Below are 15481 nucleotides of genomic sequence, written 5' to 3' on the forward strand. Positions count from 1 at the left end.
CCCCGGCACCACCCCAGCGCACCACCCCCGGCACCCCCTCCTCGTCGCACCCCTGGCACCCGTCCGGAAGTTCCTCCCGCAGAGAGCGAGCCCCGCCATGCCCAGAACCCGCCGTCTGACCGCCGCGGCCACCGCCGTCGCCGCGCTGTCCGTCCTCGCCACCGCGTGTACGGGCCAGAGCGGCACCGCGGCCTCCGACGATCCGGACAAGGAGGTCACGCTCAACTTCTGGCACGGCTGGTCCGCGCCGAGCGAGGCCAAGGCGATCGAGGAGAACATCGCCCGGTTCGAGAAGGCGCACCCGAACATCAAGGTCAAGGTCACGGGCAACATGACCGACGACAAGATCAACCAGGCGCTGCGGGCGGGCGGGGACAAGGCCCCCGACGTGGTCTCCTCCTTCACCACCGACAGCGTCGGCAAGTTCTGCAACTCCGGCGCCTTCGCCGACCTGAACCCCTTCCTCGGGAAGTCCGGCATAGACAAGGCGAAGGTCTTCCCCAAGACCCTGCTGGAGTACACCCAGTTCAACGGCAACCAGTGCACGCTGCCGCTGCTGAACGACGCGTACGGCCTCGTCTACAACAAGGACGCCTTCAAGGCGGCCGGCATCACCGAGCCGCCGAAGACGTGGAGCCAGTTCGCCGAGGTCGCGCAGAAGCTGACCAAGCCCAGCGGTGACTCGTACGACCAGCTCGGCATCATGCCGACCTACCACGGCTACGAGACCACCCCCGTGCGCCTGGCCGCGCAGTGGAGCCCGAAGTACTTCGACGCCGACGGCAAGTCGAACCTCGCCAAGGACCCGGCGTTCGCGAACATGCTGACGGCGCAGAAGGACCTGGTGGCCAAGCTCGGCGGCTACGAGAAGCTGGAGAAGTTCCGCAGCACCTTCGGCGACGAGTGGAGCGCCGAGCACCCCTTCCACAAGGGACAGGTCGCGATGCAGATCGACGGCGAATGGCGGGCCGCGATGGCCAAGGAGGCCGGGGTCACCTTCGAGATCGGCACCGCGCCGCTGCCGGTGCCGGACGACCAGCTCGCCGACTACGGCAAGGGCTACCTCTCCGGCACGATCATGGGCATCGCCTCGGGCAGCAAGAAGCAGAACGCCTCCTGGGAGCTGGTGAAGTACATGACCACCGACACCCAGGCGGTCGTGGCGTTCGCCAACGCCATCCACAACGTGCCCTCCACCCTGGCGGCCCTGGAGTCCCCGGACCTCCAGGTCACCCCGGAGTTCAAGACCTTCATCGACATCGCCCGGCACCCGAAGTCGAACACCACCCCGGCCCAGGCCGACGGCGGCACCTACCAGCTGACCTTCCAGGACCTCGCGTACGCGGTCGAGAAGGGCGACGTCGCCGACGTCCCGGCCGGCCTCGCCAAGACCGGCCAGCAGATCGACACGGACATCGCGAAGGCGAAGTAGCCCCGATGACCAGCACCGGCACCAGCCCCGTCGCACCCCCGCTGCGGGTGAAGCGCCGGCGGTCCGCCCTGCGGACCGCGGCCTTCATGTCGCCCTGGCTGATCGGGTTCGCCGTCTTCTTCGCGTACCCGCTCCTGTCCACCGTGTACTTCTCCTTCACGAAGTACGACGGCTTCCGCCCGCCCGTCTTCAACGGCCTCGACAACTGGTCGTACGTCTTCACGGACTATCCGCTGTTCTGGCCGGCCATGCGCAACACCCTGTGGCTGGTCGTGGTGATGGTCGCCTGCCGGGTCGTCTTCGGCCTCGGCGTCGGCCTGCTCATCACCAAGATCAAGACGGGGGCGGGGATCTTCCGGACCCTGTTCTACCTGCCCTACCTCGCCCCGCCCGTGGCCGCGACCCTGGCCTTCGTCTTCCTGCTCAACCCCGGCACCGGCCCGGTCAACACCCTGCTGGAGGCCGTCGGGCTGCCCGCCCCCGGCTGGTTCACCGACGCCGACTGGTCCAAGCCCGCGCTCACCGTCCTGGCGGTGTGGGGGGTCGGCGACCTGATGGTCATCTTCATGGCCGCGCTGCTCGACGTACCGAAGGAGCAGTACGAGGCCGCCGAGCTGGACGGGGCCGGCGCCTGGGCGCGGTTCCGCCACATCACCCTGCCGAACATCTCGCCGATCATCCTGTTCGCGGTGGTCACCGGGGTCATCCAGGCCATGCAGTACTACACGCAGCCCCTGGTGGCGGGGAAGGTCGCCGCGGGTGTCATCGGCGGCTCGGGCCAGCAGTTCGAGCCGGGCTACCCCGACAAGTCCACGCTGACCCTCCCCCAGGTGGTCTACAACGTCGGCTTCCAGCGCTTCGACTACGGCACCGCGTGTGTCGTCGCGCTGGTCCTCTTCGCCCTCTCCATGGCCTTCACCGCACTCCTGATGCGCCGCCGTGGCGGGCTGATCGGAGCAGGTGACTGAGATGGCCCAACTGACCGACACGACGGCGCCCCGAGCCGTGCGGACGTCCGGGGCCGCCCCGCGGACGACCGGACCGCGCCGCAGCGGCAGCGGCAGCGCCGGCCGCAAGGCCCTCCTGCACTGGATCGGCGTGCACGCCCTCGGCGTCGCCGCCGCCCTGTTCTTCGTCCTCCCGTTCGTCTTCCTCTTCCTGACCTCCCTGATGAGCGACCAGCAGACGCTGACCCGCGACCTGGTGCCCGACACCTGGGAATGGGGCAACTACGCCAAGGTGTGGAACACCCCGGGCTTCCTGACCTGGTGGCGCAACACCCTGCTGTACGCGGGGCTGGGCACGCTGCTGACCGTGGTCTCCTCGGTGCCCGTGGCGTACGCGCTCGCCAAGTTCCGCTTCCGCGGGCGGCGGCTGTCGCTGCTGCTGGTGATCGCCATGATGATGCTGCCGCCGCAGGTGGTGGTCATCCCGATGTACCTGTTCTGGGCCAAGCAGCTGGACCTGTCCGGCACCCTGTGGCCGCTGATCATCCCGATGGCGTTCGGCGACGCGTTTTCGATCTTCCTGCTCCGCCAGTTCCTGCTGACCATCCCCGACGAGTACCTGGACGCGGCCAAGGTCGACGGCTGCGGCGAGGTCCGCACCCTGCTGCGCGTCGTCCTGCCGATGGCCAAGCCGGGGATCGCCGCCGTCGCGCTGTTCCAGTTCTTCTCCGCCTGGAACGACTACTTCGGCCCGCAGATCTACGCCTCGGACAACCCCGCCGCCTGGACCCTCAGTTACGGACTGGAGTCCTTCAAGGGGGCTCACCACACCAACTGGAACCTCACCATGGCCGCGACCGTGCTGGTCATGGCGCCGGTGATCGTCCTCTTCTTCTTCGCCCAGAAGGCGTTCGTCGAGGGCGTCACCCTGACGGGAGTGAAAGGCTAGTGACCATGAAACTCGCAGTGGTGGGCGGCGGTTCCACCTACACGCCCGAGTTGATCGACGGCTTCGCACGGCTGCGCGACACCCTGCCGATCGGCGAGCTGGTGCTGATCGACCCCGCCGCCGAGCGGCTGGAGCTGATCGGCGCGCTGGCCCGGCGGATCTTCGCCAAGCAGGGGCACCCGGGGCGGATCACCACCACCGCCGATCTCGACGCGGGCGTCGAGGGCGCCGACGCGGTCCTGCTCCAGCTGCGCATCGGCGGGCAGGCGGCCCGGCTCCAGGACGAGACCTGGCCGCTGGAGTGCGGCTGCGTGGGGCAGGAGACCACCGGCGCCGGCGGGCTCGCCAAGGCGCTGCGGACGGTGCCGGTGGTGCTGGACATCGCCGAGCGGGTCCGGCGGGCCAACCCGGACGCCTGGATCATCGACTTCACCAACCCGGTCGGGATCGTCACCCGCGCCCTGTTGCGGGCCGGCCACAAGGCCGTCGGACTGTGCAACGTGGCCATCGGCTTCCAGCGGAAGTTCGCGGCGCTGCTGGACCTGGCCCCGGCCGACATCCACCTGGACCACGTGGGCCTCAACCACCTCACCTGGGAGCTGGGGGTGCGCAAGGGCGGCCCCGAAGGCGAGGACCTGCTGCCCCTGCTGCTCGCCGAGCACGGCGCGGCCGTCGCCGAGGACCTGCGGCTGCCGCGCGCGGTGCTGGACCGCCTGGGCGTCGTGCCCTCGTACTACCTGCGGTACTTCTACGCGCACGACGCCGTGGTGCGCGAGCTGGGCGGCAAGCCCTCGCGGGCCGCCGAGGTCGCCGCGATGGAGCGGGAGCTGCTCGGCCTGTACGCCGATCCGGCGCTGGACGAGAAGCCCGAGCTGCTGGCCAAGCGGGGCGGGGCCTTCTACTCGGAGGCGGCCGTGGACCTGGCGGCGGCGCTGCTGGGTGACGGCGGGCCGGGCCCGGCCGCCGTGCAGGTGGTCAACACGCTGAACAACGGCACCCTGCCGTTCCTCCCGGACGACGCGGTGATCGAGGTGCAGGCCCGGGTGGACCGGTCCGGCCCGGTGCCGCTGGCCGTGCCCCGGCTGGACCCGCTGTACGCCGGACTGATCGCGCACGTCACGGCGTACGAGGACCTGGCGCTGGACGCGGCCGTACGGGGCGGTCGCGAGCGGGTCTTCAAGGCGCTGCTGGCGCACCCGCTGGTCGGCCAGTTCGACCTCGCGCAGGGGCTGACCGACCGGCTCCTCGCGCACAACAAGGAGCACCTGGCATGGGCGTGACCCCAACCGCCCCAGCCGACCCAGCCGACCCAGCCGTCCCAGCGGTCCCTCCTGCCCGGCCCGCCGTCCTGGCGATCGACGCGGGCAACAGCAAGACGGACGCGGCCCTGATCGCCGCGGACGGCACGGTCCTCGGCACCGGGCGCTCCGGCGGCTTCCAGCCGCAGCGCACCGGTGTCGAGGAAGCGGTGGACGTCCTGGGGCGGGCGGTCGCGGAGGCCGCCGAGGCGGCCACGCTGCCCCTCCCGCTGCCCGGGGGCGGGCGCGGGGCCGGACCCGGGGCCCTGTACGCCGACCAGGTCTCGGCGTGTCTGGCCAACGCCGACCTCCCGGTGGAGGAGCGGCAGCTCGCGGACGCGATCGGCGCGCGCGGCTGGGGCTCGGCCACCCGGGTGTTCAACGACACCTTCGCGATCCTGCGTGCGGGGCTCTCCGGGGGCGAGCCGCCGCGGGGGGTCGCGGTGGTGTGCGGGGCCGGCATCAACTGCGTGGGGATGCGGCCCGACGGGCGCACGGCCCGCTTCCCGGCCCTCGGGCAGATCTCCGGGGACTGGGGCGGCGGGGGCGGACTGGCCGCGGAGGCCCTGTGGTGGGCGGCGCGGGCGGAGGACGGGCGCGGCGGCCCGACGGAGCTGGCGGCGGCGCTGCCGGGGCACTTCGGGCTCGGTTCGATGGCCGAGCTGATCGAGGCGCTGCACCTGGGGGCGCTGGCGCAGGGGCGGACCCACGAGCTGGTGCCGGTGCTGTTCTCGGTGGCCGCGGCCGGCGATGCGGTGGCCTCGGCGATCGTGGAACGGCAGGCGGACGAGGTGGTGGCGCTGGCCTCGGTGGCGCTGGCCCGGCTGGACCTGCTGGAGGAGGAGGCTCCGGTGCTGCTCGGCGGCGGCGTCCTCACGGCCGGCCACGAGCAGCTGGACGAGCGGATCGCGGCCGGGCTGGCCCGGCGGGCTCCGCGTGCCCGGGTGTCGGTGGTCTCGGCCCCGCCCGTACTGGGTGCGGGACTGCTGGGGCTGGACGCGCTCGGGGCCCTGCCCGAGGCCCATGGAAAACTCCGTGCCCATTTCGGGTGAACCCGCCCCGGGAGGCCCCGCGTCTGGAACCGTGGCGGCCGTGGAGACGTATTCACGGTGAAGGGGTGGGGGTCGGCGCACACCGGTGGGGATCGCCAAGATCCAGCACCGGGTGCTGTGGTTGACCGCCACTACGGCCATACTGCTGCGGAGCAGTCAGGACCGAGGGGGAGGTCACGGTGGCCATCACATCACGCGCGCCCGCGCCCGGGGGCGCTGTCGCCGTGCCGCCCCCGGGGCCGCCCGGGGGTCCCCCGCAGGGACCTCCCCGGCCGGGTACGGCCTGGGCCGAGGGCGTGGAGCGGCTGCGCGCGGCCGCCACGACCGAGCCCGGCCGGCTGCGGATCATCGGGGCGGTGCTGGCCGGGCTGGTGCTGCTGTTCGGCACGGTGACCGTCTGGCAGATCTCCTCCCGGGTCGGCGCCGCGGACGACGTGGTGGGCCGCAGCCAGCCGCTGAGCGCGGACGCGGCGAGCATCTACCGCTCCCTCGCAGATGCCGACACGGCCTCCTCCAGCGGTTTCCTGGCCGGCGGCGACGAGCCGCGCGAGGTCCGCGAGCGGTACGAGAAGGACATCGCCAACGCCTCGAAGCTGCTGGTGAACGCGGCCGCCAACACCGGGGCGGACGAGGACTCGCGCAAGCAGATCGCGCTGCTGGGCGAGCAGCTGCCCCGCTACACGGGCCTGATCGAGCAGGCCCGCGCCACGAACAAGCAGGGCCTGCCGCTGGGCGGCGCCTATCTGCGGTACGCCAACGAGAAGATGAGCACCCAGCTGCTGCCCGCCGCGCAGCGGCTGTACGAGGCGGAGACGGGCCGGCTCTACACGGACTACGACGACGCCCGCTCGCTGCCGCTGGCCTCGCTCGGCACGGGCCTGCTCGCGCTGGCCGCGCTGGCGTGGGCGCAGCGCCGCAACTACCGCCGCACGAACCGGGTCTTCAACCACGGCCTCGCGGCGGCGACGGCCGCCTCTCTGGTGGTGCTGCTGTGGCTGGCCGTGGGGCACACGGTCGCCCGGTCGGGGCTGGCGGAGGCGCGGACGGACGGGCAGGAGTCGCTGAAGGTGCTGAACGACGCGCGGATCGCCTCGCTCCAGGCGCGCGCCAGCGAGAACCTGACGCTGATCGCGCGGGGCGCCGTACTGGCCGCGGACAACAAGTCCGACAAGTACGACGTGGACTTCACGGCCGAGATGAAGGAACTGGACGCGGGTCTGGCGACGGCGCGGAAGCTGGCCGACGACAGCAGCGGGCGGGAGCCGGTGGCCCGCGCCGAGGACGGCGTCAAGGAGTGGAAGCAGCGGCACGCGGCGGCCCGGGAGACCGACTTGCGCGGCGACTACCAGGCCGCGCTGCCCCAGGTCATCGGGGACAAGGACCACAAGGACAGCAGCGGGGCCTCGTTCGACACGGTGGACGCGTCCCTGGAGCAGGCGGTGGCCCATGAGCAGAAGGAGTTCACCCGGGCTGCCCGGGGCGGGCTCGGCGCGCTGGGCGGTTTGGTGACGGGTTCGGCCGCCCTGGCGGTCATCGGCGCGGCGGCGGCACTGCTCGGCATCGGGCGCCGGCTTTCGGAGTACAGGTGACAGCGATGCGGATACGCGTGAAGTCCGACGACGAGGGCCACGGCGAGGGCCACGACGGCGGAGCACCCGGTGCGGCCGGGGCGACCGGCCCGGTGCCCCGTGCCTCCGGGCCGCGGCGCGTGGCGGCGCGGCTGCGCGGCTGGGGCGGGGTGAGCGCGATGGCCGCCGCCTGTGCGGTGACGGCCGCGGCCGTCCTGCTGCCGCTGGCCCAGGCGGCCCCGGAGGGCGGCCGCCCCGGCCTGGTCCGCGAACCCGCCTCGATGGCGGCGGCCCCGGCCCCCTGGTCGCTCACCGACACCTGCCAGGACCCGGAGGCCAGCCTGCGCCCGAACGGCGTGGACGGACCGGCCATCGAGCGGATCCGCAAGGCGGGCAAACTCGTCGCGGGCGTGGACCAGAACAGCTTCAAGTGGGGCTACCGCAACCCGGTCGACGGCCGCCTCGACGGGTTCGACATCGCCCTGGTCAAGGCCATCGCGAAGGACATCCTGGGCGACGAGAACGCGGTCATCTACCGGGCCATCCCCACCAGCCAGCGCGTCCCCGCGCTCCAGGACGGCCGCGTCGACGTCGTCGTCCGGACCATGACGATCAACTGCAAGCGGCTGGAGGACGTCGCCTTCTCGACGGCGTACTTCGAGGCCGGGCAGCAGGTCCTGGCCCCCAAGGGCTCACCGATCACCGGGTACGACGCCTCGCTGAAGGACCGCCGGATCTGCACCGCGGCCGGCTCCACGGCCGAGGCGGCGCTCAAGGCCCAGCCGTACGGCTCGGTGCCGGTCAGCGTGCCCAACCAGCTCGACTGCCTGGTCCGGCTCCAGCTGGGCGAGGTGGACGGCATCATCACGGACAACGCGCTCGCGGCCGGCCAGGCCGCGCAGGACCCGTCGGTGCGCCTCGTCGGCTCCCCGTTCACCAGGGAGTTCTACGGGGTGGCCATGAACAAGGACGCCTCCGACCTGGTGCGCCGGGTCAACAAGGTGCTGGAGAACTACCGCGCCGGCGGTGACAGCAGCCCCTGGATGCAGGCGTACGTGACGCACCTCAAGCCCGTTCTGCCCGGTGTGGCCGGACCGCCCGCGCCGAAGTACCGGGACGGCTGAAACAGGTGGCAGAGTCGGAGCCCGATGTCAGGGAAGCGGAGGCGGGGCTTGTGGAGGCGCAGTCGGCAGTGATGGACCGGGACGACGTCGACCGCGCCCTGGCCCGGCTCGGCGCGGAGCACGAGGCCGTCGAGACCTCCCTGCTCGCCCTTCAGGACCACGCCGGGCGCCGGCTGCTGGAAGGGGCCGGGCTGACCGGCGTCACCAAAGAGCGGTGGGCGGCGGCCGACGCCGCCATCACCCGGCTGTGGACGTACTTCGACGCCTACAGCGGGGCGCTGGGCGCCGCCCGGGAGATCCGCGAGCGGCGGCGCTGGCCCGGCCGCGAGGAGCTGATCGAGCTCACCGAGCGGCTGCGCGGGCCCGGGGTGCTGATCGCCGGGGCCGGGGCGGAGGGCGTGGCGCTCGCGGAGCGGCTCTCGCTCGCCGAGCTGGTGTCGCGGATGAACGAGCTGTACGCGAGCTCGCTGGACGTGGTGGTGGCCGCCGACTCGGTGTGGTCGGCGCTGCCCGCCCGCATCGACCTGCTCGCGGCGGAGCTGCACCGTACGCGCTCGCTGGCCCACTCGGTGGGGGTCCGCCCGGGCGAACACCCCTCGGGCGACGACCTGGAGGCGATCACCGCCGAGCTGACCGGGCTGCGGGAGCAGGTGATCGCGGACCCGCTGGCGTTCTGGCAGCCGGTGGCGGGGAGTTCCGCGCCCGGCGGCGGCCGTCCGGACACCACCCGGTACGACCGGGCCGCGGTCGCGCTGGAGGACGTACGGCGGGAGATCGAGGCGGTCCTGGCCGTACGGCAGGACGCCGAGCAGCGGCTGATCAGCCTGCGGGACGTGCTCTCGCGGGCCGACCGGACCCTGGCGGAGGCGCGGACGGCGCGCGGCGAGGTGCTGGCGAAGATCGCGGCGTCGGAGGTGCCCGTGGTGAGCGGGCCGCCGACGGCGCTCCAGGAACAGCTGGCGGCGGCGGCCGAGTACCGCCGCCAGGCACAGTGGCACCGGCTCTCGCCGCTGCTGGAATCGCTGGAAGAGCGGGCCGAGGAGGAACTGCGCCGGGCCCGCGAATCGTTGACGGCGGTGACGGCGCCCTTGGCGGTACGGGCGGAACTGCGCGGGCGGCTGGACGCGTACAAGGCGAAGGTGGCCCGGCACGGCATGGCGGAGGACCCCCTCCTGATCGAGCGGTACGACACGGCCCGGCGGATGCTGTGGAGCGCGCCCTGCGATCTGCGGGCCGCCGAGCAGGCCGTGCTGCGCTACCAGCGGGCGGCGGCCGAGTCACTGGCACCGCCGCAGCCGCAGTACCGGCCCGAGGGGCCGGGGAAGGAGGAGGACGCATGAGTCTGGTCGGAACCGCGTGCGTTCGCCCCGGCTGCCCGGGGTCGTACGAGGACATGGGCGACGGCGAGCTGTACTGCGACACCTGCGGTCTGGCGCCGATCGGCTCCGTCGCGGCGGGCGCGGAGGAGCTGGTCTCGCCGCCGACGGGGATGACGAGCGCGGCCCGCCACCCGGACGCGCACGGGTCACAGGGGTCGCACGGCTCGGCCCGGTCCGGCCGCTCGGGGTCGACGTCGGCCTCGGCGCGCTCTTCGAGGTCCTCGCGCTCCTCGTCCTCGCGCCGCTCGGTGTCGGGGCGGCTCTCCCGCTCCCTGCCGGGCGCCGCGTCCAGCCGCTCGGTGTCGGTGCGCAGTTCGGGCTCGGCTTCCGGGCCCTCGGGGCGCAGCCGGCTGGGTGCCGGGCTGGTCAACATCCCGGAGGTGCCGCGTCCGGATCCCTCGGCCGCGGTGCTGGAGAACCCGGAGGTGCCCGAGCGCAAGCGGTTCTGCTCACGCTCGGACTGCGGGGCTCCGGTGGGCCGCTCCCGCGGCGACCGGCCGGGCCGGACCGAGGGTTTCTGCACCAAGTGCGGGCACCCGTACTCCTTCGTGCCCAAGCTGCGGGCGGGGGAGGTCGTCCACGGCCAGTACGAGGTGGCGGGCTGCCTGGCGCACGGCGGGCTCGGCTGGGTGTACCTGGCGGTGGACCGGGCCGTCTCGGACCGGTGGGTGGTGCTCAAGGGCCTGCTGGACACCGGGGACCAGGACGCGATGGCCGCGGCGATCTCGGAGCGGCGCTTCCTCGCGGAGATCGAGCACTCCAACATCGTGCGGATCTACAACTTCGTGGAGCACCTCGACCAGCGGACGGGTTCGCTGGACGGGTACATCGTCATGGAGTACGTCGGCGGCAAATCGCTGAAGGAGATAGCGAACGAGCGGCGGCGGCCCGACGGCCGGCGCGATCCGCTGCCGGTGGAGCAGGCCTGCGCGTACGGGATCGAGGCGCTGGAGGCGCTCGGGCACCTGCACAGCAGGAACCTTCTGTACTGCGACTTCAAGGTCGACAACGCGATCCAGCAGCAGGACCAGCTGAAGCTGATCGACATGGGCGCGGTGCGCCGGATGGACGACGAGGAGTCGGCCATCTACGGCACGGTGGGCTACCAGGCGCCGGAGGTGGCCGAGCTCGGCCCCTCGGTCGCCTCCGACCTGTACACGGTGGCGCGGACGCTGGCCGTCCTGACCTTCGACTTCCAGGGCTACACGAACGTGTTCGTGGATTCGCTGCCGGACCCGGAGCACATCGAGGTGTTCGGGCGGTACGAGTCCTTCTACCGGCTGCTGGTCCGGGCCACGGATCCGGATCCGGGGCGGCGGTTCTCGTCCGCGCAGGAGATGGCGGACCAGCTGACGGGCGTGCTGCGGGAGGTCGTCGCGCTGCAGACGGGCCGGCCGCGGCCGCAGCTCTCCACGCTCTTCGGGCCGGAGCTGCGGGTTCCGGACACCCGGCTGTTCGCCGACGTGGCCGGGGCCGAGGTGTCCCGGCTGGGGGCGCGGGCGGTGCCGGGTCCCGCGGCGGGCTGGCGCGGGCTCGGGCGCCGGACCGGGCGGTCGGCGATCCTGCCGGCTCCCTCGGCCGCTTCGGCTTCGGTGGCGGGCTCGGCGGCGGGTTCGGGTGCGGCGCCGGCGGCGGGGGCAGCGGCCCTCTCGGCGCCGCTCGGGACCACGGCGACGCACCGGGTCGGCGCGGCCGGGCGGCAAGCCCCGGTGCCGGCTCCCCGGCAGGCGTCTGCGGGGGCTGCCGCTGGGCCGGTTGCGGTTCCGGCGCCCGTGCCGGTGCCGGGCGTGCGCGGCACCGAACTTGCCGCGCTGGAGGCCCGGGACATGGCGCTGGCCCTGCCGGTGCCGCTGGTGGACTCGGGCGATCCCAACGCCGGCTTCCTGGCCGGACTGCTGGCCTCCGCACCGGGCGACCTGCTGGGCGCCCTGCGCTCGGCGCCCGCCGACTCGGCCGAGCTGCGGCTGCGCGAGCTGCGGGCCCGCCTGGAGCTCGGCGAACTCGCCGCGGCCGGAGCCGCCCTGGCCGATCTGGAAGGCCGGCATCCGGACGACTGGCGGGTGGTGTGGGCACGCGGGATCGCCTCGCTGGCCACCGGCGAGGACGAGATGGCGGCCCTGTCCTTCGACGCCATCTACGACGCCTTCCCGGGCGAGCCCGCACCGAAGCTGGCGCTGGGCCTGTGCGCGGAGATCCTGGGGCAGCTGGACAACGCCGCCGAGTACTACCGGCTGGTGTGGAGCACCGACCCGGGCTTCGTGAGCGCCGCCTTCGGGCTGGCCCGCGTCCAGCTCGCCGCGGGCGACCGGTCGGGAGCGGTGCGCACGCTGGAGTCGGTGCCCGAGGCCTCGATCCACTACACCGCCGCACGGGTGGCGGCGGTACGGGCACGCCTGCGCGACCGGTCTCCCGAGGAGGCTCTGCTTCCGGATCTGACGGCGGCTGCCGCGCAGGTGGAGGCCCTGGAGCGGTTCGGCCTGGACGCGGTGCGGCACGAACGGCTGTCGACCGAGGTTCTGGGCTCGGCCCTGGACTGGGTACTGTCGGGTAGCCGGGGTTCCGACCCCGGTCGGACCTCGCTGCTCGGCAGTCAACTGGACGAGCGGGGCCTGCGCTTCGGCCTGGAGCGCTCGTACCGCGTGCTCGCGCGGCTGGCGCAGCGGGGCGAGGACAGGATCGAACTGGTGGAGCGGGCAAACCGTTTCCGTCCCCGGACGTGGGTGTGAGTGATGTCGATGCATCGGCCGTCTGGCTGCCCCAGCTGCGCGGAACCCCTCGAGGAGGGTGACCGTTTCTGCGGCGTCTGCGGTTCTCCCGTGTCCGCCGCGCCCCCTCCCGTGTCCCGGGACGATCCGACGCTCCCGATCCCGACGCTCCCGGCCGCGCCGCCGACCGGCCCGACGGGGGGCTACGTCCTCGCGGAGCCCGCGCCCGGGTGGGGCAGTGTCGCCGCCGGCGCGGCGCCGACGCTGGTCGGGGACACCGCGGGGTGGTCCGCCCCGGCGGAGCCGGCCACCGCCGGGCCCGCCGCCGAACCGGCGCCGCGGCCCGGGCCGGTTCCGGGTCCGGCGCCCGCACCGGCGCCCGCCCCTGCCCCCGTCGCCACGGCGGCCCCCGTACCGCCGCAGGGCTCCTCGTACGGCGCGCCCGACCCCGCGTACGGCGGCGCGCCCGATCCGGCAGTGCCCGGCGGCGGCGAGATCCGCCACGACCGGCCCGGCAGCACCCCCACCCCGCCCGAGGGGACCCCCTGGGGCGGGCCCGAAGCCCCGTACGGCGGCGCCGGCCCCGGGCACGAGGACCCGTACGCCTCCGGCACCCCGCAGGGGAACGCTCCCGCGGGCGGCGACGGCGGGAAGACCTGCGTGGCCTGCCGGGCCGGGCGGGTCGACACCGACGGGTACTGCGAGCACTGCGGGCACGCCCAGCCCCGTGAACGCGACCACCTGGAGGAGGAGCTCGGCAGCGTCGCCGCCGTCAGCGACCGGGGGCTGCGCCACCACCGCAACGAGGACTCGTTCGCGGTCGCGGCCACGGCCCTGCCCGACGGATCGGCCGCCACCGTGGCCATCGTCTGCGACGGCGTCTCCTCCGCCAGCCGCCCCGACGAGGCATCGGCCGCCGCGGCCGCCGCCGCCAACGAGGCCCTGCTCGACGCCCTCCCGCGCGGCGCCCACCCCCAGGAGGCCATGCACGACGCCATCCTGGCCGCCGCCGCCGCCGTGAACGCCCTGGCCCCGGAGGTCCCGGGCGCGCAGAACGCCCCCGCCTGCACCCTGGTCGGCGCCGTCGTCAGCGGCGAACTGCTGACCGTCGGCTGGGTCGGCGACAGCCGCGCGTACTGGGTCCCGGACGACCGGGACGCGCTGCCGCGCCGCCTCACCGAGGACGACTCCTGGGCCGCCCAGATGGTCGCGGCCGGGCTGATGGGCGAGGCCGAGGCCTACGCCGACGTCCGCGCCCACGCCATCACGGGCTGGCTCGGGGCCGACGCGTACGACCTGGAGCCGCACACCGCCACGTTCAAGCCGGACCACGCGGGCGTGGTGGTCGTCTGCACCGACGGCCTGTGGAACTACGCCGAGTCCGCGCAGGACATGGCCCAGGTGCTGCCCCCGGACGCCGCCGCCCGGCCCCTGCACAGCGCGCAGGTCCTGGTGGGACACGCCCTCGACGGGGGCGGCCACGACAACGTCACGGTGGCCGTCGTCCCGTTCGCCGCACCGGCCGGCCCGGGAGCGGCAACCACGACCGCAGCGGCGGCAGTTGCGCGGGCGGAATCGGAAGCGGAAGGGCAAGTGGAACCGGAAGCACGCCCTCAGGCCTGATCCACCCGCCCGCACCCCCGTCCTCTCCTAGGAGTCCAGCCGATGGCGAACTTCGCCAAGCCGAGCGCCCCGCGCTTCAGCGTGGAGGTGTACCAGAACGAGTTCCTTCCCGAGGGCGGGCGGGACGTCCACGCCATCGTCACGGTCACGTCCACGGGCGGTGCCACCGCCACCCGCGCGGCGGCCGACCGGGGCTCGGCCGCCGTCGTGATCATGGTGGACTGCTCGGGATCCATGGAGTACCCGCCGGACAAGATGCGCGGCGCCCGCGAGGCCACCGCCGCCGCGATCGACACCCTGCGCGACGGGACCGCGTTCGCCGTCATCGCCGGTACGCACGTGGCCAAGGAGGTCTACCCCGGCCAGGGCCGCCTCGCCGTCGCCGACCCGGCCACCCGCGCCCAGGCCAAGGAGGCCCTGCGCGGCCTCAGCGCCGGCGGCGGCACCGCCATCGGCACCTGGCTGCGCCTCGCCGACGGCCTGCTGCGCCAGTCCTCCGCCACCATCCGGCACGGCATCCTGCTCACCGACGGCCGCAACGAGCACGAGGACCCGGCCGTGCTGCGCGCCACGCTGGACGCCTGCGCCGGCCGCTTCACCTGCGACGCCCGCGGGGTGGGGACCGACTGGGAGGTCAAGGAGGTCACCGGCATCGCGAGCGCGCTGCTCGGCTCCGCCGACATCGTGGCCGATCCGGCGCACCTCACCGAGGACTTCACGCTCATGATGGAGAACGTCATGGGCAAGGAGGTCGCGGACGTCGCGCTGCGCCTGTGGACCCCGGTCGGCGTGGAGATCCAGTACGTCAAGCAGGTCGCGCCCACCGTCCAGGACCTCAGCGACCGCCGCACCGAGGCGGGCCCGCGCGCCGGCGACTACCCGACCGGGTCCTGGGGCGACGAGTCCCGCGAGTACCACGTGTGCGTCCGGGTCCCGGCCGCGTCCGTCGGGCAGGAGATGCTGGCCGCCCGGGCCACGCTCCTGCTCCCCGGCCCGCCGGGCGAGCCGCCGGCCACGCTCGCGCAGGGACTCGTACGGGCGGTGTGGACGGACGATCTGGCCGCTTCCACCGCCATCAATCCGCAGGTCGCCCACTACACGGGGCAGGCGGAGCTCGCGCAGGCTATCCAACAGGGGCTGGAAGCGCGCAAACTGGGCGATGTCGACGGCGCCACGGCCAAGCTCGGCCGTGCCGTGCAACTGGCCAGTGCCTCCGGAAACGCGGACACGGCCAAACTGCTCGCGAAGGTGGTGGATGTCGTCGATGCGGCGGCGGGTACTGTGCGGCTGAAGGCGAAGGTCGCGGATGCCGACGAGATGACCCTCGAAACGCGTTCGATCCAGACCGTCCGTGTGAAGAAGTCCTGAGACCATCTGAGAGACCTGAGAAGACCTGACGCGATG

General features: G+C 73.6%; 11 protein-coding genes. All 11 read left to right on the forward strand.

From position 1 onward, the window contains the following. The first annotated feature begins 97 nt into the window (after window positions 1-97). The 11 genes from ADK52_RS15255 (at window position 98) to ADK52_RS15305 (ending at window position 15445) form a co-directional block, all read left to right on the forward strand. On the forward strand, window positions 98-1432 hold the full coding sequence (locus ADK52_RS15255) for an ABC transporter substrate-binding protein (protein WP_053690342.1): 1335 nt from the start codon (window positions 98-100) through the stop codon (window positions 1430-1432). A 5-nt stretch (window positions 1433-1437) separates the two neighbouring features. Next, a complete protein-coding gene (locus ADK52_RS15260) occupies window positions 1438-2400 on the forward strand; it encodes a carbohydrate ABC transporter permease (protein WP_053690343.1) in 963 nt (320 codons plus the stop codon). Window position 2401: 1 nt separating this feature from the next. Continuing rightward, window positions 2402-3328 (forward strand): carbohydrate ABC transporter permease, encoded by a 927-nt coding sequence (locus tag ADK52_RS15265; RefSeq protein WP_234343820.1) that lies wholly within the window; start codon window positions 2402-2404, stop codon window positions 3326-3328. Between the two features lie 5 nt (window positions 3329-3333). Continuing rightward, complete coding sequence (locus ADK52_RS15270; protein ID WP_053690458.1) at window positions 3334-4608, forward strand: 6-phospho-beta-glucosidase; 1275 nt, start codon at window positions 3334-3336, stop codon at window positions 4606-4608. Continuing rightward, a complete protein-coding gene (locus ADK52_RS15275; RefSeq protein ID WP_078988344.1) occupies window positions 4599-5678 on the forward strand; it encodes an N-acetylglucosamine kinase in 1080 nt (359 codons plus the stop codon). The genes ADK52_RS15270 and ADK52_RS15275 overlap by 10 nt, the downstream gene beginning before the upstream one ends. Before the next feature lie 179 nt (window positions 5679-5857). Continuing rightward, window positions 5858-7267 (forward strand): hypothetical protein, encoded by a 1410-nt coding sequence (locus ADK52_RS15280; RefSeq protein ID WP_420714891.1) that lies wholly within the window; start codon window positions 5858-5860, stop codon window positions 7265-7267. A 5-nt stretch (window positions 7268-7272) separates the two neighbouring features. Further along, window positions 7273-8370: a glutamate ABC transporter substrate-binding protein gene (locus tag ADK52_RS15285; RefSeq protein WP_078988345.1), complete on the forward strand. Its 1098-nt coding sequence runs from the start codon at window positions 7273-7275 to the stop codon at window positions 8368-8370. Between the two features lie 71 nt (window positions 8371-8441). Then, the gene (locus ADK52_RS15290) at window positions 8442-9710 is read left to right on the forward strand and encodes a hypothetical protein (RefSeq protein WP_053690344.1); all 1269 of its coding nucleotides are present in this window, start codon (window positions 8442-8444) and stop codon (window positions 9708-9710) included. Beyond that, on the forward strand, window positions 9707-12475 hold the full coding sequence (locus tag ADK52_RS15295) for a serine/threonine-protein kinase (protein ID WP_053690345.1): 2769 nt from the start codon (window positions 9707-9709) through the stop codon (window positions 12473-12475). The genes ADK52_RS15290 and ADK52_RS15295 overlap by 4 nt, the downstream gene beginning before the upstream one ends. Before the next feature lie 3 nt (window positions 12476-12478). Further along, window positions 12479-14077 (forward strand): protein phosphatase 2C domain-containing protein, encoded by a 1599-nt coding sequence (locus ADK52_RS15300; RefSeq protein ID WP_078988357.1) that lies wholly within the window; start codon window positions 12479-12481, stop codon window positions 14075-14077. Between the two features lie 42 nt (window positions 14078-14119). Then, a complete protein-coding gene (locus ADK52_RS15305) occupies window positions 14120-15445 on the forward strand; it encodes a vWA domain-containing protein (RefSeq protein WP_053690346.1) in 1326 nt (441 codons plus the stop codon). The last annotated feature ends 36 nt before the right edge of the window (window positions 15446-15481 follow it).

The organism is Streptomyces sp. WM6372 (genome assembly GCF_001279655.1).
GTDB lineage: Bacteria > Actinomycetota > Actinomycetes > Streptomycetales > Streptomycetaceae > Streptomyces.

Coding starts and splice junctions, on each gene's coding strand:
- ADK52_RS15255 (WP_053690342.1), top strand. CDS start 98: ATGCCCAGAACCCGCCGTCTGACCGCCGCGGCCACCGCCGTCGCCGCG.
- ADK52_RS15295 (WP_053690345.1), top strand. CDS start 9,707: ATGAGTCTGGTCGGAACCGCGTGCGTTCGCCCCGGCTGCCCGGGGTCG.
- ADK52_RS15270 (WP_053690458.1), top strand. CDS start 3,334: ATGAAACTCGCAGTGGTGGGCGGCGGTTCCACCTACACGCCCGAGTTG.
- ADK52_RS15300 (WP_078988357.1), top strand. CDS start 12,479: ATGTCGATGCATCGGCCGTCTGGCTGCCCCAGCTGCGCGGAACCCCTC.
- ADK52_RS15265 (WP_234343820.1), top strand. CDS start 2,402: ATGGCCCAACTGACCGACACGACGGCGCCCCGAGCCGTGCGGACGTCC.
- ADK52_RS15290 (WP_053690344.1), top strand. CDS start 8,442: ATGGACCGGGACGACGTCGACCGCGCCCTGGCCCGGCTCGGCGCGGAG.
- ADK52_RS15305 (WP_053690346.1), top strand. CDS start 14,120: ATGGCGAACTTCGCCAAGCCGAGCGCCCCGCGCTTCAGCGTGGAGGTG.
- ADK52_RS15285 (WP_078988345.1), top strand. CDS start 7,273: ATGCGGATACGCGTGAAGTCCGACGACGAGGGCCACGGCGAGGGCCAC.
- ADK52_RS15275 (WP_078988344.1), top strand. CDS start 4,599: ATGGGCGTGACCCCAACCGCCCCAGCCGACCCAGCCGACCCAGCCGTC.
- ADK52_RS15260 (WP_053690343.1), top strand. CDS start 1,438: ATGACCAGCACCGGCACCAGCCCCGTCGCACCCCCGCTGCGGGTGAAG.